Source organism: Nocardia sp. NPDC005825 (assembly GCF_040630175.1).
Taxonomy (GTDB): Bacteria; Actinomycetota; Actinomycetes; order Mycobacteriales; family Mycobacteriaceae; genus Nocardia.
The window spans coordinates 1-18456 of record NZ_JBEXXC010000020.1; the positions used below are offsets into that span (position 1 = coordinate 1).

Below are 18456 nucleotides of genomic sequence, written 5' to 3' on the forward strand. Positions count from 1 at the left end.
GTGGTTCGCGGCGCGTCTCGTTCTGGACCGAGTGGAGCGGGGGAGCGAAGCGGAGGAGCGGAGGGAGGGAAGAACGAGACCTCCTGCGCCGCGAACCCGCCCGCAGCGAAGCGGAGGGCAATCGAGCACCGCTAGATTGGAGCTCGTGTCAGCGCCCCTGGAAGCGGTCAAACAGACCATGCATACCCGCTGGCCGCTGTACTTAGCTTCGATGCTCGCGGCCAACGCGTTCGGCGCTGTCCTGGTGTGGGCGTTCATCGAGTACGGGTTGCCGGTGCCGGAGGGCGGCACCAGCGCTACCCGCGAGACCGGGCTGCTGGTGCCCGCGCTGGTCTTCGTGATCGGCGGATTCCTGAGCGTGACGGCGTCGGCGCTGATGCTGCGGCCGGTGATGCGGTGGCAGATGCGGGGCGGGCCGCCGTCGCGGCAGGAGCAGATGGCGGCGCTGCACGCCCCGTTGCGGCAGGCCATCGTGCACCTGGTGTTGTGGCTGGTCGGTGGCGCGGTGTTGGCCTCGCTGATCATCGTGCGCACCCCGGAGCTGGCGGCGGCGGTGATCGTCACCGAATGTATGGCCGCCACCATCGTTTTCGGCTTCACCTACATGCTGGGGGAACGGATCCTGCGGCCGGTCGCGGCCGAGGCGCTGACCGTGGGGGCCTTCGACCACACCCTGACCGCGGGTGTCGGCACCCGGATGGCCATGACCTGGGGGATGGGCACCTTCGCGCCGACCATCGCCATCGTGCTGCTGTGCGTCACCCAGATTTCTTCTCGCGTCCAGTTTTCCGCGCAGTCGCTGGCGGTCTCGATTCTCTTGTTGTGCGGCGTGGTGATCATGCAGGCGCTGGCGCTTTCGATGCTCACCGGCTCCTCCATTTCCGATCCGATCCGCCAGCTCAGCCAGGCCATCGACCGGGTGCAGGAAGGCGCCCGCGATGTGCAGGTGGAAGTTTTCGACGGTTCCGAGATCGGGCTGCTGCAGGTTGGCTTCAACCGAATGATGGGCGAGGCCGCGAAACGCCGGGAACTGCAGGAATTGTTCGGTCAGCACGTCGGCGAGGATGTGGCGCGGCGCGCCCTGGAGTACGGCACCGAACTCGGTGGTGAAACCCGATTCGTGGCGGTCCTGTTCGTGGATATGGTCGGCTCGACCGCGACCGCGGCGGAACGCCCGCCGACCGAAGTGGTCAGCCTGCTCAACGAGTTCTTCCGGGTCGTGGTGGATGTGATCGACCGCCATCACGGGCTCATCAACAAATTCATGGGCGATGCCGCGCTGGCCATCTTCGGTGCGCCGCTGGATCGCCCCGACGCGCCGACCGCGGCCCTGGCCGCGGCCCGTGAACTGCGCGAAGCCCTGCGCGAAGTGGTCGGCCTGGATATTGGTATCGGCGTCTCGGCCGGACTCGCGGTGGCCGGGAATATCGGCGGGGCAAATCGTTTCGAATACACCGTGATCGGCGATCCGGTGAACGAGGCGTCGCGCCTCACCGAACTCGCGAAAGACCGCCCCGAACGCGTCCTGACCTCGTCGAGTGCCCTGTTCTTCGCCGATGAGAACGAGCAGCGGCATTGGCAGACCGGAGAAGAAGTGCAACTCCGTGGCCGCCGCCGGAAAACCCGGTTGGCGTGGCCGCGCGAAAGCACCGACCCCGCTGCTGCAGACGAGGCGGCGGCGAGTTCGTTAGGCTGACCACGTGACGGCCCATGGTGAGCTGGACGGCGAACCCGCGCCGCCCGCGGACAACGCGCGCCGTGGCAGATTCTGGTGGGCCAAATGGGTGCTGGGCGCCGCGCTCGTGGGACTGCTGATTACCGAGGGCATTTACCTATATCCGCGCCTGCACGAATCCTGGAAGAACCTCACCGAAATCCATTGGGGCTGGGTCGCCGCCTGCATCCTCATGCAGGCGGTTTCCATGTCCGGGTTCGGTCGCATCCAGAGACAGCTGCTGCACGCCGGCGGCGTGGAGGTGAGTCAGCGCAAGTCGGTGTCGGTGGTGTACGGCTCCACCGGCATGTCGCTGACCTTGCCCGCCGGTCAGGTGTTCTCGACCGCCTTCACCTACCGCCAGACCCGGCGCTGGGGCGCGAGCCCGATCGTGGCGTCCTGGCAGCTGGTGATGTCGGGTGTGGTGGCGGCGGCGGGGCTGGCGCTGCTGGGCCTGTTCGGCACGGTGCTGGCCGGGGACCGGGTGGGTCCGGCCAAGGTGATCCTGACGCTGGGCACGGTCGCACTGCTGATCTGGGCGGTGAACTACGTGTCCCGCCACCCCGACGGGGTGCAGGGCCTGCTGCAGCGAATCCTGCACCTGATCAACCGGATCAGACGCAGACCCGCGGACGACGGCATGGACAAGATCGAGGAGATCATGTCCCAGCTGGAATCGGTGGACCTGGGCAAACGCGATGGCGCGTGGGTGGCGGCCTGGGCGCTGGTACACCGGCTCGCCGACGTCGCCTGCCTGGGATTCGCCTGCTACGCGGTGGGCGCGGACCCCCGTTGGGCGGCGCTCATGCTGGCTTTCGCGGCCGGAAAGGCCGTGGGCACCATTCCTCTGGCGCCGGGCGGCATCGTCTACGTGGACGCCACTCTCATCTACTCGCTGACCGCCGCGGCCGGGTTGCCCGCCGCGCAGGCCGTGGCCGCCGCCTTCCTCTACCGGCTGGTGAGCTTCATCCTGGTGGCCATCGTCGGCTGGATCGTCTTCCTGTTCCTCTTCCGCAAGCCGCAGGCCGGTGACGCCGAGTTGGAGAAGGAGTTCGAGGAGCGCGGCAACTCGCTGGTCACCGACCGCCGCCGCGCCGCGCCGCCGGCGGACCCGGACGCCGCTTCCGCCTGATCATCCTCGCCGCCGGGCCGCCCGATACCCTGTGCCGCGTGAAGACACTCGTGCCCTTCGTCGTGGATGCCGCGCTGGTGATCGTGTTCTGCGCGATCGGGCGGCGCAGTCACGACGAGGCGATCGTCGCGGGCCTGCTGCGCACGTTCTGGCCGTTCGGCACCGGATTGCTGCTGGGCTGGGTGCTGTCGATGGCGGTGACGGCGGGCCGGGAAGGCGTCTCGGCGGCACGTCGTTTCGACGGCCGCACGGTGTGGCCGACCGGCGTGATCGTGTGGCTGAGCACGCTGGCGGGCGGCATGCTGCTGCGCGCGGTGTCGGGTCAGGGCGTCGCGGTCAGTTTCGTGATCGTGGCCGCGACCTTCCTGGGCCTGTTCCTGGTCGGCTGGCGCGCGGCCGCGCAGGCGCTGTCCTCCCGCTGAACCGCCGCTAGTCCGGGGTGGCCAGCGACTGCAACAGCCGGGCGGCCACCCGCGCGGTGAGGTCGCTGCTGTCGGGGTCGTCGATGTGGATGGCGAAGGCCAGATCCCCGAGGGTCGCGACCAGCCACCCGTTGTTGCCGGTGGTGGCGCTGTAGACCTGGACATCGCGATACCGGCCGAGGGCGGCCATCTCCGGCGCGCCGCCGCCGTCGTGCAGCATGGCGCGCAACCGGTCGGTGGCCTCCGGCGGCAACGCGGGCAGGTCGGCCTCGGTGGTGGCGGGCTGGCCGATGGCGATCATCGGCTTGGGCACCTGCCCGCGCGCGACCGCGGCCGCGGCGATGGCCATGCCCCAGGGGCTCGCCATCAGCGAGTCTGCGGCGCCGCCGCGGCTGACGTTCTCGGCGGTGTTCTTGCCGGTGGGCAGGCGGCCGGTGGTCTCGTCGAGGCCGGGCACCCGGAAGTCGATGCCGATGCCGAGCAGGCTGGCCGCGTCGGCGGCGTCGCCGACCGAGACATCCTGCGGCGCTTTGTGTTTGGTGACCGCGGCGACATTCTTGAACAGCTCGATCATGCCGCCGACCGGGTACAGCCCGGTGAAGGCGATATTGCCGCGCTCACTGGCCTGGCTGTTCTGGGCGACCGCGACCAGGGCCCCGCTGGAGGGCTGGATGGCCACGATGGAGGTCGGCGAGCCGGTGCTCACCGCGGCGTCCTCGGCGGCGCGCTGCAGGCGCTGGTCCATGGTGCCCGGGACGTCGGGTCCGGGCGGGCCCTGTTCCCCGGCGAGCTGGGTGACCATGGCCCCGTCGGGCTCGAACAGCTGCACGCCCCAGCCGGAGTGGCTGTCGCGGTTCTCGTCCCACACCTTGGTGAGCGCGTCGAGCATGGGCGACCACACCCGGCGGTCGGCGGAGATGAGCTTGGGCTGCTTCTCCAGCACCACACCCGGGATCGGGGCCATGCGCGGTTCGAGAATGGCGAAGTCGCCGTCGCGCAGGTTGACCGCGGTGATGGGTTTGCCCTGCGCGGCCGAAAGCTGTTGCATGAGGGCCGGTCCGTCGATGAGCGGGGCGACCGGGGCGATGGCGGCGGCGAGCGCGTTGGTGGAGGCGACCGGGTCGGTGATCTTGGCCGGGTCCAGCTTGACCACATTGATGGTCTGCTCGGTCATGAGCGGCTGGCCGACGATGTCGTTCACCCGCGGGGAGGGATGGGCTTCGGTGCGGACCAGTTTGGCGGTCCGCTTGGCGTCGAGCTGCGGCATGACCAGGGCGGGATCCCACGAGATGCGCCAGCCCACACTGAGTTTGCGGACGGTGCCGTTGAGGTCGTACTTCCAGTTCCGGTTCTCGCCGAAGTTCCAGGCGCCGGTCATGGAGAAGAGGCCGGTCGTGCCGTCCAGTTTGATGAACTGGGTCACCCGGTACTCGGGCTTACCCGGTCCCAGGCCCTCGAAGACTTGCTTCAGCGTTGCCGAGGCGCCCGCCGGATAGGAGGTCAGTCGCGACGCTCCGTCATAGTCCTTCTTGTCGATCAGCGAGGTGAACTGGTCGACAACATTCTCCGCGCCCGTCGATTTGTCCCGAAACCCACACGACCCCATCGCGATCGCGACGGCCGCCACACCCGCGAGTGCGATCGCACCCCGAACTCGGAAGCGGCGGGATCCCCACACATCCATATCGCCCACTCTTCACTCTGGCCACATCAGCATCAGGTCCACGGTACCGCGCTCCGAACGCCGCGGCGCCACCTTCTCCACCAGGAGCGCACGTACTGAGCATCACCATAGTGCCGAAATCCTTCAGTAGGGACCAGTTACATGATCACCGGTCGGTTACAGCACTGGCGTATTCGCGACTCGGCAGACCGTTCGGTTCTCACTGGTGACAGCCCCGCGCGCGATTCGTGACCAAGCCTCGAGACCCCGTTCTCCCAGAGCGGAACCCACGCACCCAATTTCGACGTAACGTTGTAATCAGCATTACAACTCCATGCCGTAAGTGAGTGTGACCAACATGAGACACGGACATCGTGGACCCGGCTTCGGACGCACCGGCGGTTGGCAGCAGGCCGACCTCCCCGACGTCTCGGACGCCCCCGACTGGTTCGCTGGCAGATTGCCAGCCGACTGGTTCACCGGTCCCGCAACCCTCGAGGTCGATCGCGACGAAATCGTCGTCCTCGGCGAACTCCCTCTCCCCCCAGCCGAATCCACCCCCGCCGCCGAACCCGGCGCGGACGCCCCCGCCGCCGACGCGGCCCCGGCCGGCGTCCCGCAGGCCACCCGCGAGGGCCTGCTCGCCCGCTTCCGGGAGTCCACCCGGCCCGCCCGCATGCAGATCGCCCAGGAGGCGCAGGCCCGCTACGGCCGCAATGTCGCCTGGGGCGTGCTCGTGGACGGCGAGCGAATCATGTTCACCCATCTGGCCGTACCGGTCATGACCCGATTGCGCCAGCCCGAGCGCAAGGTGCTCGACACCCTGGTCGACGCCGGGGTCGCCCGCTCCCGCTCCGACGCGCTGGCCTGGACGGTCAAGCTGGCCGGCAAGCACGCCGAGGAGTGGCTCGGGGAATTGCGCACGGCCATGCGCAAAGTCGACGACCTGCGGACGGAGGGACCGCGCGGCCTGTGATCGCCCGACCGGCCGATAGAGTGGGCGCATGCCTGCTACCGGCCCGATCCTGGTGCTCAACGGCCCCAATCTGAACATGCTGGGCACCCGTCAGCCCGAGGTGTACGGGGCCGACACGCTCGACGATGTGGTCGAACTGTGCCGCAAGACCGCGGCGCGGTTCGATCGCGAGATCGTGGCGTTCCAGTCCAATCACGAGGGCGCGCTGATCGATCGCATCCACGCCGCCCGCGGCGTGGAGTCCGGCATCGTCATCAATCCGGGCGGGCTCACCCACACCTCGGTGGCGCTGCGGGACGCGCTGGTGATCCCGGAGGTGCCGATCGTGGAGGTGCACATCAGCAATGTGCACGCCCGCGAGGAGTTCCGGCACCACTCGTTCGTGTCCCCGATCGCGACCGCGGTGATCGCGGGCATGGGCATCCAGGGCTACGCGGCGGCCGTCGAGTTCCTCAGCACGCGCTGACCGGTTCCGCCCAGGCGCCGACCGGTGCGAATCCTTCACGGAAGGGTCCGGCTCTCCCCAGAGCCGGGCCCTTTTTCACGTTCTGGATAAATAGCTTGAGCACCTCAAAATGTAGTAGTTATGCTACATCCAATCCGGCTTCTACTACGGAGGGGTGCCATGACCGTCGGTGAGGACGTCGTAATCGACGTCGAGAATCTGCGTATGCGCTACGGCTCGCGCGACGTACTGCACGATGTCGGTTTCCAAGCGCATCGCGGCGAGGTGGTGGCCCTGCTCGGGCCCAACGGCGCGGGCAAGACCACCACCATCGAGATCCTCGAGGGCTTCCGCATGCGCTCGGCGGGCCGGGTCGAAGTACTCGGGACGGACCCCGCGCACGGCGGCGAGGCCTGGCGGGCGCGCCTGGGCGTGGTGCTGCAATCGTGGCGCGACCACGGCAAATGGCGGGTGCGCGAACTCCTCGAGTACCTGGGCATGTACTACGCGCCCTACTCCACCCCCGCCCTCCGACGGCCCTGGGACACCGACGAACTGATCGCCGCCGTCGGCCTCACCGAACACGCGGGCGCCAAGGTGATGACCCTGTCCGGTGGCCAGCGCCGCCGCCTGGACGTGGCCATCGGCATCGTCGGCCGCCCCGAACTGCTGTTCCTGGACGAGCCCACCGCGGGCTTCGATCCGCAGGCCCGCCGCGAATTCCACGATCTGGTGCACCGTCTCGCCGACGACGACCACACCACCATCCTGCTCACCACCCACGATCTGGACGAGGCCGAGAAGCTGGCCGACCGCATCCTGATCCTGGCCGGCGGGCGCATCATCGCCGACGGCTCCGCCGATCAGCTCTCCCGCCGCATCGCCGGTGAGGCCGAGGTGAAGTGGACCCGCGACGGGCAACGGTTCGTGCACACCACCACCGAGTCCACCAAGTTCGTCCACGAGCTGTTCAAGCAGTTCGGCGAGGCCGTCGAGGAGCTGGAGGTGCGCCGCGCCTCGCTCGAGGACAGCTACATGACCCTGGTCCAGCGGTTCGAATCCGGCCAGGGCGACATCGAATTGCACAGCCTGGAAGAGGTGGCCCGATGAACCCGACGACCGTGGCGATCCGGGCCGGGCTCCGGCGCGGGCGCATCGAACTGGTGCAGACCCTCACCAACGGGATGGACATCTTCTCCCAGTTCTTCTGGCCGGTGGCCACCATGGTCGCGGTGTTCTTCATGCGCCACGGCGACTTCGAGGGCACCGGCGTCGGACTGGGCGCGCTGGCGTTGCCCAGTGTGCTCGGCATGCTGGTCGCCTTCACCGGCATGTTCGGCATCGCCCAGGGCCTGGCCATGGACCGCGAGGACGGGACCCTGTTGCGCGCCAAGGCCACTCCCAACGGGATGCTGGGCTATCTGATCGGCAAGGTCACCGCGGTCTCCGGCGTCACCGTGGTGCAGGTGGCCCTGATCCTCGGTTTCGGCCTGGTCGCCATCGGCGGGGTGAGCCTGGACAGCGTTGGCGCGTGGGCCACCCTGATCGGCGTCCTGGCGCTCGGCCTGCTGGCCTGCCTGCCGCTGGGCGCGATCATCGGCTCGGCGTTCGACAGCCCGCGCAGCATCGGCTTCGTGTCGTTCCCCATCATGGGTCTGGTGGCGATCTCCGGAATCTTCTACCCCATCACCGGCCTGCCCGGCTGGCTGCAGGCGGTGGCGCAGGTGTTCCCCATCTACTGGATGGGCCTGGGCATGCGCTCGGCCATGTTGCCCGACAGTGCTTCGGTGGTGGAGCTGACCCACTCGTGGCGGCACCTGGAAACCGTCGCGGTGCTGGGTGCGTGGGCGGTCGCGGGCGTCCTGATCGCGCCGATGGTGTTGCGCCGCATGGCCCGCCGCGAATCCGGTGCGGCCGTGGCGGCCCGCCGCGAGAGGGCCATGGCGCGTGCCTACTAACAGCGAGGTCATCTACAACCGGATCGCCATGTTGCGGGCCGAGCGGGGTATCTCGCGGCGGGAACTGGCCGAGGCCCTGGGCGTGCACTACCAGACGGTCGGCTATCTGGAGCGCGGCGAGTACAGCCCGAGCCTGCATCTGGCGCTGCGGCTGGCGACCTACTTCGAGGTGCCGGTGGAGGTCATCTTCTCCACCGCCCCGTTCCCGCGCATCGGCTCCGAAACCGCCTGAGCCATCAGCTGGTAGGTCGAGATCGGGCTCCCGGCCGCCAGGCTGGCGGCCACCGCCCGGCGCCAGAACGCCTGGGCGGTGTGCGAGAGCGTGGCGTCGACGCCGGCCTCCTCGCTGGCGTCGATGACGTGCTGCGCGCCCGCGTCCATCATGCGCAGACCTGCCAGGTCGGCCCAGCCGCCGCTCGCGTTCCGCACCGAGAACTGCTCCATGAAGTACGGGAAGGCGGCATTGGAGCGGATCGCGAACGGCACGAACTGCTCGATGTCGTGGCCAGCCCGGGCGATCATGGCCGTGGCCTGGTCGAAGGCCAGCAGCCAGGGATGGAAGATGGTGAGCAGGCCCTGGTAGAAGACCTGCGCCAGACCGTCGTCCGCGCCCAGGTACTCCTGCGGGCTGAGCGGGCGCAGCAGCTCGGCGTGGGCGTCGAACACCGCGCGCGGGCCGCTGTAGAAGATGTACGACGCCGGGTGCTCGATATTGTTGCCCGCCGACATGACGCCGCCGGACAGGAATTCGGCGCCGCGCTCCCGCACCCACGCCGCGCCCCGGCGCGCCTGCTCGGGCGAATCCGAGGACAGGTTGGCGATCACCCTGCCGCGCAGGCGATCCGCGGCCGGGCCGAGCACGTCGTACATGGCGGCGTAGTGGGTGAGGCTGAGCACCACCACCTCGTTGGCGTCGAGCGCCTCGGCGACGGTGCCCGCGCGCGTCGCCCCGAGCTCGACCATGTCGTCCGCCTTCTCGGGGCTGCGGTTCCACACCGTCACCTCGACCCCGGCCTTCAGGAAGGCCTGCACCATGGCCCGGCCCATCGGGCCCAGGCCGATGACGGTGACGGAATTGCGCTGATCGGACATGCTGTACCCCTTCGATTTCGGCTGTTCTGCGGTGGCGCGCCGGAATCGATGGTGGTCCGGGATCGGTAGCCTCGGGAAGACCGCACTCGCGGGTGCGGTTGCTTACCTGGAGGTTGGCAATCTGGTCAGGAGGGCGCGATGACTACCGGCGGTGACGGGGATCACGAGGTGTGCGGCATGTCCATCGCCATCGGCGCGGTCGGCGGCAAATGGAAACTGCACCTGATGTGGGTGCTGGCCGAGGGCACGCAGCGTTTCGGGCAGATCCGGCAGCTGCTGACCGGCGTGAGCGAGAAGGTGCTCACCGAGAACCTGCGGCAGATGGAGGCGAGCGGCCTGGTGCACCGGGAGATCTTCCCGGAAATCCCACCGCGCGTGGAATATTCGCTCACCGAGCTGGGCCAGGAGCTCAGCGTGGCGCTGCGACCGCTGGAGGAGTGGGGCGACCGCAATCGGAACCGGATTCCCGGCCGCGCGCTCACCCCGTCCGCCTAGGCTCCGCCGATCCGCTCACCGATCCGTTCCAGCAGGTCCGCGGCGTCCGCCATGCTGCGGGCCGGGTCGGGCTCCAGTTCCGACAGGGCGTAGGCCGCCTCGAATCCGGCGTCCCGCACCTGGTCCGGGGTCAGTCGCACGCGGCCCGCGACCGCGATGACCGGCAGGTCGGCCCCCCGGGCCGCCCGGCAGACCCCGATCGGGGCCTTGCCGGACAGACTCTGGGCGTCCAGCGAGCCCTCCCCCGTGACGACCAGGTCGGCGTCCTTCAGCTGGGCCGGGAAGTCGATGAGGTCGAGGATCAACTCGATGCCGGGGCGCAGCCGCGCGCCGAGGGCGGCCAGCGCCCCGAATCCGGCGCCGCCCGCCGCGCCCGCGCCCGCCCGGTCCGCCCATTCCGGACCGAGCACGGCGGCCCAATTCTTCAGTGCCGCTTCGAGAGTGGCGACCTGCTCGGCGTCCGCGCCCTTCTGCGGGGCGTAGATGGCGGCCGCGCCGTCGGGACCGAGCAGCGGGTTGTCCACATCGCTGGCCAGGGTCACGGTCGCATCGGCCAGTCCGGGATGCAGATCGCCGCGGTCCACCCGCACGGCGCGCGCGAGCGCCGCTCCCCCGCAGGGCAATTCGTTGCCGTCGACGTCGAGGATGCGCAGGCCGAGCGCTTGCAGCAGGCCCGCGCCGCCATCGGTGGAGGCGCTGCCGCCCAATCCGAGCACGATGTCGCGGGCACCCCGGTCGAGCGCGTCGCCGATCACGTCACCGACGCCGTAGGTGCTGGCGTGCAGGGGATCCGGTTGCCCGTCCGGTAGTTTCGCGAACCCGCTCACCGCGGCCAGCTCCACCACGGCGGTCCGCCCGCGCACCGCGTAGGAGGTGGTCACCGGTGCGAGGGTGGGCCCGAAGCTCTCGACCTCGACCCGCTCCCAGCCCGCCGCCACGAAGGCGTCCACGGTCCCGTCGCCGCCGTCGGCCACCGGTGAGCGCCGCACCTCGGCACCCGGGTCGGCGCGGGTGATTCCCGCCGCGAGTGCGTCCGCCACCTGCGCGGCGGTCAGTGAGCCCTTGAATTTGTCCGGGGCGAGCAGCACCCGGCGCGGCCGTGGGTCCGTCATGCGTCCAGTGTGATCGCTGCGCCGGAAAGCGACACGCCAGGCGGTGCCGTTCGGTCAAAGGGACAAATTGCCAGGGCCGGGGAACTAGCGTCGCAAGCATGCCGAGTCAGTCGATCGAGGTCCGTAAGAATTCCGCGCTGGAGCGGTTCGAGTTGTACATCGACGATTACCTCGCGGGGGTCGCGGCGTATCAGGACACCGCCAACGAGCGGGCCTTCGTGCACACCGAGATCTATCCCCAGTTCGAGGGGCAGGGGTACGGGCGCAAGCTGGTGCAGGGCGCGCTCGATCAGACCCGGGACGCGGGGTTCGGGATCCTGCCGCTGTGCCCGATGGTGCACCACTTCGTCGAATCCCGGCCCGAATACCTGGCTTTGGTGCCGCACTGGTCCCGGGAACGGCTCAACCTGCCGCAGCACTGACGACTAGTACGCCTTCACCGCTCCGTCCAGCGCGACCTGCAGTTCGTCACGGACCACCCGGGTGATCTCGGCGGGTTTGGCGGGCAGTTCGGCGACCGGCACCCCGAAGTGGAAGCTGGCCGAGTACGCCTCCTCCTTGGTGGGTTCCACCGCCGGATCCAGACGTGGTCCGTAGCTGAGCCCGAGGCTCACCAGCGCCGGTTCGGCGCCGAGCTTCTTGGCCCGGAAGGCGATGTGCCCGATGCCGCTTCCGATGGTCTGCACCTGGGAGGGGTCGACATCGTTGCAGGTCCCCTCCGGGAACACCGCGATCCCGTCCCCGCGCGCCATGCGCTCGGCGCAGATGTCGATCATGCGCTGCCCGGCCGCGTTGACCGCGCGCAGCCCGTGGTCCTTGCCGCGGAAGACCGGGATCCCGCCCATCATGTCGATGCGTTCGCGCAGCTTGGGCTCGATGAACAGCTCGTCCTTGGCCAGCACCCGGGTGCGCCCGATCACCGGCCGCAGGGCGCTGCGCCAGGCCGCGGCGGCGACCGTGTACGGATCCAGCTGGGAGAGGTGGTTCACCGCGATGAGCAGCGGACGCCGCTGGGAGATCAACTCGCGCAACTTCTCCCGCGCCCCGGCCGCGTAGGTGACCCGGGGCCGGTAGCGACGACCGAGCAGCCAGTAGGCCGCCTTCGCCTTCAGCAGGTTCTGCTGATGATCGCGGTAGAAGTCGTACACGGTGTCGGCGTTCTCGAGGATGACCTCGGGGCGTTCCATAGCGCCCACCCTAGCTACCAACCGCAAGGTATGCGGGACAAGTTCTTCCGCCCCCGACGGCACAAAAGGGTAACCGGCAAATTAAGCAACGCAATTACCGTGTCTCAGTGCGATGATGACTGAGTGGCACGTGCAGAGGAACACGGTGACCGATCTCGACGCGAATTCCGGCATGAGGACCAGGTGGTTCGGCCAGGAACTCTGCTGGTGTCGGCAACCGATCTGACCGAGCCGTCCTTCCGGCGCTCGGTGGTCTACATCCTCGAGCACAATGACGGCGGCACCTGGGGTGTGGTGCTCAACAAGCCCAGCGACACCGCCCTGCACGATGTGCTCCCCAACTGGTCCGAACTCGCCGCCGGGCCGCGCGCCCTGTACATCGGCGGCCCCGTGAAACGCGATGCGGCACTCTGCCTGGCCACCATCAAGGTGGGCGCGTCCATCGCCGGGGTGGCCGGCGTGCGGCGGGTCGACGGCCGGGTGGCCCTGGTGGACCTGGATTCCGACCCCGACCAGATCGAAGGACTGGTCGACGGCATCCGGGTCTTCGCGGGCTACGCGGGCTGGACCTTCGGCCAGCTGCAAGGCGAACTGGACCGCGGCGACTGGATCGTCCTCTCGGCCCTGCCCACCGACCCCCTGGCGGGCCGCGTCGACCTCTGGGCCCACGTCCTGCGCCGCCAACCCCTCCCCCTCGCCCTCCTCGCCACGCACCCGATCGAGCTCGAGCGCAACTGAACCGTCTGCACGCCTGTGTCGTGATCGATGCGGAGGTGACATGCCGGAGGACCAGGCCGCCTTGCTCCGCGCGCTGTACGAGGAGCACGCGGCGGCATTGTGGCGCTACACCTACGGGTTGGTCGGGGATCCCGGCCGGGCCGAGGACATCGTGCAGGAGACCCTGCTGCGCGCCTGGCAGCGGCCCCATGTGCTCGATCAGTCCACCAGTTCCGCGCGGGCGTGGCTGTTCACAGTCGCCCGTAACCTGGCGGTGGACGAGCATCGCAGCGCGCGCAGCCGGCGCGAGTTCCGCACCGATCACCCGCCGGAGGTGCCCGAACCGGACAAGACCGATCGGGCGCTGGACGGCTGGCTGGTGGCGGACGCGCTGGCGCGGCTGAGCGTCGATCACCGCGAGGTGATCGTGCGCGCCTACTACCGGGGTCTGTCCACGCATCAGATCGCGGGGGAACTGGAGATCCCGGAGGGCACGGTCAAGTCGCGCATGCACTACGGCATGCGGGCGTTGCGGTTGGTGCTGCAGGAGATGGGGGTGACGAGATGACCGAGGGCCATGAGCTGTGCGATGGCTACACCACGTGGGACGGCGCGTATGTGCTCGGCGCTCTCGCCCGGGACGACCGCCGCGAGTACGAGGAGCATCTGACCGGATGCGATTCCTGCCGCGCGGCCGTGTCGAAATTGGCGGGACTGCCCGGCCTGCTGGCCCTGGTCGACGCGGAGACCGCGCTGTCGATTGCGGCGCAGGAGGATCCGGCCGCGAGCGTGCCGCCGCCGCCCGAACGCCTGCTGCCCGCCCTGGCGGACCGGGCGCTGGCGAGCCGCCGGCGCGGCCGCCGGTGGTCGATCGGCGCGGCGGTGGCGGCGGCCGCCGCGGCGGTGGCGATCGCGGTGCCGGTGACCGCCACCGTCGACCGCTCCGACCGTCCGGCGGTGGTGCAGCAGGTGGTGGCGCAGGGACCGCTGAAGCCGCAGACCGACACCCCGATCCAGGCCACCTTCAAGGTGGTGTCGATCAACGGCCAGACCCGGGTCGACATGTGGTGCACCTACCCGCCGTCCGACGAGAAGTACGAGTCCTACACCTGGACATTGTCGATGTGGGTGACCCGCGACGACGGCGTGCAGTCCAAACTCGCCGAATGGACGGTCAAGGCGGGCCAGACCCTCACCCTGGACGGCACCGCGTCGGCCTCACCGGAGCAGTTGAAGACCGTGGAGATCCGCAATATGTCCGGCAAGGTCCTGCTGGCGGCCGGGCTCTAGGCGGTCTTGCGCCGGAAAGTCGTGGTGGCCCAGACGTATCCGACGACGGTGATCACCACGCACCAGCCGATGGCGAGCGGCCCGTTGTGCCCGATCGGCCCGCCCATCAGCAGCCCGCGCAGCGTTTCGGTGATCGGCGTGAACGGCTGGTACTCGGCGAACTGCTTCACCCCGGCGGGCATGGTGTCGGTGGGCACCAGCCCGCTGCCGAGGAACGGCAGCAGCATGATCGGCATGGGCAGGTTGGAGGCGCTCTCCGGGGTCTGGGCGACCAGGCCGAAGCCCGCCCCGAGCCAGTTCACCGCGAACACCATCAGCCCGAGCAGCCCGAACGCCGCCAGCCATTCCAGCGCGTTCGCGTGCGGCCGGAAGCCGATGGCGAGCGCGGCCAGCGTCATCACGACCACCCCGGCCATGCCCTGGATCCAGGTGCCCACCACGTGCCCGGTCAGCACCGACGGATGCGAGAAGTGCATGGTGCGAAAGCGATTGATGATGCCCTTGGTCATATCGGTGGACACCCCGACGGCGATGCCCGCGACCATGTAGGCCGGGATCAGCAGCATCATGCCGGGTGTCAGGTAGTCGATGTACCGGCCGCCGGTGGCGGACTTCAGCGCGCCGCCGAACACGAAGTTGAACAACAGCAGCAGCACCACCGGCATGATGACCAGCGCGAAGGTCATGCCCGGATACCGCTTGGCGTGCACCAGATTCCGCCGCAGCATCGTCTTGGAATCGGCGAACGACGTGGTGAGAGTGCTCATTTCAGGTTCTCCTTGGCGGGAGTGTGGCCACCGGTGAGGGCGAGGAAGACATCGTCGAGATCGGGGGTGTGCACGGACAGTCCCGCGGGCTCCACCCGCGCGGCGTCCAGCCGGTCGAGCACCTCGCGGACCGAGCGCACCGCGCCGTCGCTCGGAATGGCCAGGGTGAGATCGCCGTTGACCTGCGCCGAGTCGTCGAACAACTGTGCGGCGGAGTCGAATTCACCGCGTTCGAGGAAGTCGAGCCGGATGTATCCGCCCGGCACCATGCGCTTGAGCTGGTCCGCCGTGCCCTCGGCCACCAGCCGCCCCTGATGCAGCACGGCGATGCGATCGGCCAGCTGGTCGGCTTCTTCGAGGTACTGGGTGGTGAGGAAGATGGTGACGCCGCGTGCGGTGAGGTCGCGAATGATGTCCCACATGGCCCGGCGGCTGCGCGGATCCAATCCGACGGTGGGTTCGTCGAGGAAGATGATGCGCGGATCGCCGACCAGCGTCATGGCCAGATCGAGTCGCCGCGTCATGCCGCCGGAGTAGCTGGACGCGATCTTGTCGGCGGACTCCTCCAGATCGAAGGTGGCCAGCAGTTCCGCTGCGAGCCTGCGGTTCTCGGCGCGCGGCAGATGGTGCAGGTCGCCCATCAGCAGGAGATTCTCCCGCCCGGTGAGCAGTTCGTCGACGGCCGAGAACTGGCCGGTGACCCCGATGACCGACCGCACCCCGTCGGCATCGGTGACCGGATCGTGCCCGCCGACCCTGATCTCGCCGCCGTCGGGCCGCTTCAGCGTGGACAGGATCTCCACGGTGGTGGTCTTGCCCGCGCCATTGGGTCCGAGCAGCGAGAACACGCTGCCCGCGGGCACGGTGAAGTCGATGCGGTCGAGCACGATCTGCTCGCCGAAGGATTTGCACAGGCCGGTGACGCTGATGGCCGCCGGACCGGGGTCGACGTTCATGTCTCCCTCTCATCAATTAATAGGCATGAATGCATGGGTTATCTACACCGTGACCGCCGAGGCTTGCGGTCAAGGTTGCCGGTTACAGCTGTTCGGTTGTGCTACAAGGATTGTCGGATCAGATGTCGAGGTCCTCGACGTTCGGATGTTCGGTTGCGTCGATGACGCGGGCGTAGAGCCGATCCGGGATCTTGCCCTTCAGCTCCGGCACGGTGTCGAAGACCTCGAGGGTGAAATCCCCCCAATTCTGTTCCCCCACACCGAGGAAGCGCCGCCACTGCCGCCAGTCCTTGAGGATGTTGGTGTCGGCCGGGAATTCCGACCAGTTGGAGAAGTGGCTGTGTACCGCGTACGCGCCTTTGCGTGTGCGGTACACCCGGATGTCCTCGATGCGCTCATTGGTCACCTGGTGCCAGTCGGTCAGCAGGGTGGCGGAGAATCGAACCTGTCGGATCCCGTCCTTGCCGACCTTGAGGACCACCTCGTCGTAGCCCTGCCGGCGGCCCTCCTCGAGCTCGATGAAGCGCCGCAATGCCGTGACGATCGCCCCCGAGAGATTGCCCCCGACCAGCTCCTGAGCCCGCTGAAAGAGTGTGAGGTCGTCATCGGAAACGTAGATCGTCTTGTTCGGCATGACCCAACTATACGTAGACGTATACATACACGGCAAGGTTTGCCGAACTCTCGGGACTTTCAGGGGCTTCGCCCCTGAAACCCCAGGAACACCGGCGCTCACACAGTGGCATTGAACCGCTGACTGCCCGGATTACGTATCCCGAGTGAGCGGTACTCGGTCACCGGTGGCGACCACCGAAAGGAATCGCCCATGCATAGCGGTACACGGGTCGCGGACCGGCTGGTCCAGGCGATCTCGACGCTGGGCGTCCGGCACCTGTTCGGGGTCGGCGGCGCGAATATCGAGGATCTGTACGACGCGGCCTACGAACAGCGCGATCTCATCACCGCGGTGGTCGCCGCGCACGAGTTCGGCGCGGCCACCATGGCCGACGGCTACGCGCGCTCCACCTCTGGCCTCGGGGTGGTCTGCGCGACCTCCGGCGGCGGGGCCGTGAACCTGGTCGCGGGGCTCGCCGAATCCTTCGCCTCCCGGGTGCCGGTGCTGGCCCTGATCGGCCAGCCCCCGACCGCGTTGGAGGGCAAGGGCGCGTTCCAGGACTCCAGCGGGCAGGCGGGCAGCTTCGACGCGGTCGCGCTGTACTCGCCGATCTCGCGGTACTGCGCGCGCGTGGCGGCCCCCGCCGACCTGCCCGCGCACCTGGCCCGCGCCGTCACCGCCGCCCGCCGCGGCGGCCCCGCGGTGCTGTTGCTGCCCAAGGACATTCAGCAGGCCGACCTGGTCACCCCGGATTTCGCGCCGCCCGCGCGCGCCTACCGCCGGGAGATCGAGAGCCTGTGGCGAGTGGTGCACATCGTGCGCGGCGCCCGTGCCCTCGGCAAGATCGTGATCATCGCCGGGGACCAGGTGGCCCGCGACGACGCCCGCGACGAACTGGCCCGCTTCGCCGCCCGGCTGGACGCGGCCGTCGGGGTCGCGCCCGACGCCAAGGACGTCTACCACCACGCCGACCCGGGGTTCTGCGGCGTCTCCGGCAGCATGGGCAATCCGGAACTGCTCGACGCGCTGCAGGGCGCCGCCCTGTGCCTGTTGATCGGCACCCGCATGCCGGTCACCGCGCGGGCGGGTATGGAGGACGCGCTCGCGGCCGTGCCGCTGGCGAGCGTCGGCGCGCTGCCGCCGTTCCTGCCCGCCGCCCACGCCCACAGCAACGATCTGGCCAAGACGCTCGACGAGCTGACCGCCGAATTGGATTCCGGCCCGGCCGAGGACACGGCCCGGATCATTCCGCTGCGACCGCACCCGCACCGCGAGCCCGCCCTCACGCCGCTGCCCGTGCCGCCCTCACACGGTCCCGGACTGCGGTATCGCGAGGTGGTCGAGATCATCAATGACGCGCTGCCGCCGGGCGCGGACGTGTTCGCCGACGCGGGCAATACCGGTGCGGCCGTGGTGCATCACCTGCGGCTGCCGCGCGGCGGCCGGTTCACGGTGGCGCTCGGCATGGGCGGCATGGGGTACGCGTTCGGGGCGGGCATCGGATCCGCGTTCGCCCGCCACCGCCGCCCCGACGGCGGCGCGCGGCGCACCTTCGTGATCGCCGGGGACGGGGCGTTCTTCATGCACGGCATGGAGATTCACACCGCCGTCGAGCACCGGCTGCCGATCACCTTCATCGTCCTCAACAACAACGCGCACGCCATGTGCGTCACGCGCGAACAGCTGTACTACGGGGATCGGTACAGCTTCAACCGATTTCGTCCCGCGTATCCGGGCGCGGGGATTGCCGCCATGTTCCCGGATCTGTGCACCCACGCACCGGAGAACCGGGCCGAGCTCGCCGCGGCGCTGCGGCACTGCCTCGACCGCCCGGGTCCGTCGTTCGTCGCGATCGACTGCGATCCCGACGAAATCCCGCCGTTCACACCGTTCCTGACGCCACCCGGGAGGTAA

The 18456-nt window shown here is 69.0% G+C and carries 21 protein-coding genes; 14 read left to right on the forward strand and 7 right to left on the reverse strand.

Annotated elements, in window-relative coordinates; all coding sequences use genetic code 11:
- The first annotated feature begins 178 nt into the window (after nt 1–178).
- The 3 genes from ABZ382_RS33205 to ABZ382_RS33215 are packed head-to-tail and all read left to right on the forward strand — an operon-like array spanning nt 179 to nt 3268.
- A complete protein-coding gene (locus ABZ382_RS33205; RefSeq protein ID WP_357097484.1) occupies nt 179–1696 on the forward strand; it encodes an adenylate/guanylate cyclase domain-containing protein in 1518 nt (505 codons plus the stop codon).
- 4 nt (nt 1697–1700) lie between these two features.
- On the forward strand, nt 1701–2846 hold the full coding sequence (locus ABZ382_RS33210) for a YbhN family protein (protein ID WP_357097341.1): 1146 nt from the start codon (nt 1701–1703) through the stop codon (nt 2844–2846).
- 38 nt (nt 2847–2884) lie between these two features.
- Entirely contained in the window at nt 2885–3268 is a 384-nt protein-coding gene (locus tag ABZ382_RS33215; protein ID WP_357097342.1) for a DUF3054 domain-containing protein, read from the forward strand.
- A gap of 7 nt (nt 3269–3275) precedes the next feature.
- Here the strand turns inward: ABZ382_RS33215 and ABZ382_RS33220 are convergent, their stop codons facing one another.
- Nucleotides 3276–4952 (reverse strand): NTF2-like N-terminal transpeptidase domain-containing protein, encoded by a 1677-nt coding sequence (locus tag ABZ382_RS33220; RefSeq protein ID WP_357097344.1) that lies wholly within the window; start codon nt 4950–4952, stop codon nt 3276–3278.
- A 337-nt stretch (nt 4953–5289) separates the two neighbouring features.
- Between ABZ382_RS33220 and ABZ382_RS33225 the strand changes: the two genes are divergently transcribed.
- The 5 genes from ABZ382_RS33225 to ABZ382_RS33245 all read left to right on the forward strand — a co-directional run bounded on the left by ABZ382_RS33225 (nt 5290) and on the right by ABZ382_RS33245 (nt 8542).
- A complete protein-coding gene (locus ABZ382_RS33225) occupies nt 5290–5907 on the forward strand; it encodes a hypothetical protein (protein ID WP_357097346.1) in 618 nt (205 codons plus the stop codon).
- A gap of 28 nt (nt 5908–5935) precedes the next feature.
- On the forward strand, nt 5936–6373 hold the full coding sequence (gene aroQ / locus ABZ382_RS33230; protein ID WP_357097348.1) for a type II 3-dehydroquinate dehydratase: 438 nt from the start codon (nt 5936–5938) through the stop codon (nt 6371–6373).
- 159 nt (nt 6374–6532) lie between these two features.
- Entirely contained in the window at nt 6533–7462 is a 930-nt protein-coding gene (locus ABZ382_RS33235) for an ABC transporter ATP-binding protein (RefSeq protein WP_357097350.1), read from the forward strand.
- A complete protein-coding gene (locus ABZ382_RS33240; protein ID WP_357097352.1) occupies nt 7459–8310 on the forward strand; it encodes an ABC transporter permease in 852 nt (283 codons plus the stop codon). Before ABZ382_RS33235 ends, ABZ382_RS33240 begins: the two co-directional genes overlap by 4 nt.
- 28 nt (nt 8311–8338) lie before the next feature.
- The gene (locus ABZ382_RS33245) at nt 8339–8542 is read left to right on the forward strand and encodes a helix-turn-helix transcriptional regulator (RefSeq protein ID WP_357097486.1); all 204 of its coding nucleotides are present in this window, start codon (nt 8339–8341) and stop codon (nt 8540–8542) included.
- Here the strand turns inward: ABZ382_RS33245 and ABZ382_RS33250 are convergent.
- On the reverse strand, nt 8470–9465 hold the full coding sequence (locus tag ABZ382_RS33250) for an NAD(P)-binding domain-containing protein (protein ID WP_357097488.1): 996 nt from the start codon (nt 9463–9465) through the stop codon (nt 8470–8472). The genes ABZ382_RS33245 and ABZ382_RS33250 overlap by 73 nt on opposite strands.
- Nucleotides 9466–9540: 75 nt before the next feature.
- Between ABZ382_RS33250 and ABZ382_RS33255 the strand changes: the two genes are divergently transcribed.
- Nucleotides 9541–9897, forward strand: coding sequence for a helix-turn-helix domain-containing protein (locus ABZ382_RS33255; protein WP_357097354.1), 357 nt, complete (start codon nt 9541–9543; stop codon nt 9895–9897).
- Here the strand turns inward: ABZ382_RS33255 and ABZ382_RS33260 are convergent.
- Entirely contained in the window at nt 9894–11009 is a 1116-nt protein-coding gene (locus ABZ382_RS33260) for a glycerate kinase (protein ID WP_357097356.1), read from the reverse strand. The two genes, ABZ382_RS33255 and ABZ382_RS33260, sit on opposite strands and share 4 nt — an antisense overlap.
- 98 nt (nt 11010–11107) lie before the next feature.
- Here ABZ382_RS33260 and ABZ382_RS33265 point away from each other — a divergent pair, with 98 nt between their 5' ends.
- Nucleotides 11108–11431 (forward strand): GNAT family N-acetyltransferase, encoded by a 324-nt coding sequence (locus ABZ382_RS33265; RefSeq protein ID WP_357097358.1) that lies wholly within the window; start codon nt 11108–11110, stop codon nt 11429–11431.
- Between the two features lie 3 nt (nt 11432–11434).
- On the opposite strand, the gene ABZ382_RS33270 is transcribed toward ABZ382_RS33265, so the two are convergent.
- A complete protein-coding gene (locus ABZ382_RS33270; RefSeq protein WP_357097360.1) occupies nt 11435–12196 on the reverse strand; it encodes a lysophospholipid acyltransferase family protein in 762 nt (253 codons plus the stop codon).
- Between the two features lie 183 nt (nt 12197–12379).
- Here ABZ382_RS33270 and ABZ382_RS33275 point away from each other — a divergent pair, with 183 nt between their 5' ends.
- Genes ABZ382_RS33275 through ABZ382_RS33285 form a run of 3 tightly spaced genes read left to right on the forward strand, consistent with a single transcriptional unit; the run spans nt 12380 to nt 14203 of the window.
- Nucleotides 12380–12934: a YqgE/AlgH family protein gene (locus ABZ382_RS33275; protein ID WP_357097361.1), complete on the forward strand. Its 555-nt coding sequence runs from the start codon at nt 12380–12382 to the stop codon at nt 12932–12934.
- 40 nt (nt 12935–12974) lie between these two features.
- A complete protein-coding gene (locus ABZ382_RS33280) occupies nt 12975–13481 on the forward strand; it encodes a sigma-70 family RNA polymerase sigma factor (protein ID WP_357097363.1) in 507 nt (168 codons plus the stop codon).
- A complete protein-coding gene (locus ABZ382_RS33285; RefSeq protein ID WP_357097364.1) occupies nt 13478–14203 on the forward strand; it encodes a zf-HC2 domain-containing protein in 726 nt (241 codons plus the stop codon). Before ABZ382_RS33280 ends, ABZ382_RS33285 begins: the two co-directional genes overlap by 4 nt.
- Here ABZ382_RS33285 and ABZ382_RS33290 read toward each other — a convergent pair.
- The 3 genes from ABZ382_RS33290 to ABZ382_RS33300 all read right to left on the reverse strand — a co-directional run bounded on the left by ABZ382_RS33290 (nt 14200) and on the right by ABZ382_RS33300 (nt 16560).
- Nucleotides 14200–14970 (reverse strand): ABC transporter permease, encoded by a 771-nt coding sequence (locus ABZ382_RS33290; protein ID WP_357097366.1) that lies wholly within the window; start codon nt 14968–14970, stop codon nt 14200–14202. The two genes, ABZ382_RS33285 and ABZ382_RS33290, sit on opposite strands and share 4 nt — an antisense overlap.
- Nucleotides 14967–15926 carry an ATP-binding cassette domain-containing protein gene (locus ABZ382_RS33295; protein ID WP_357097368.1) on the reverse strand — a complete coding sequence of 320 codons (960 nt, stop codon included), beginning with the start codon at nt 15924–15926 and terminating at the stop codon, nt 14967–14969. The genes ABZ382_RS33290 and ABZ382_RS33295 overlap by 4 nt, the downstream gene beginning before the upstream one ends.
- A gap of 118 nt (nt 15927–16044) precedes the next feature.
- On the reverse strand, nt 16045–16560 hold the full coding sequence (locus ABZ382_RS33300; protein ID WP_357097370.1) for an EXLDI protein: 516 nt from the start codon (nt 16558–16560) through the stop codon (nt 16045–16047).
- 192 nt (nt 16561–16752) lie between these two features.
- On the opposite strand from ABZ382_RS33300, the gene ABZ382_RS33305 reads away from it, so the two are divergent.
- On the forward strand, nt 16753–18456 hold the full coding sequence (locus tag ABZ382_RS33305; RefSeq protein ID WP_357097372.1) for a thiamine pyrophosphate-binding protein: 1704 nt from the start codon (nt 16753–16755) through the stop codon (nt 18454–18456).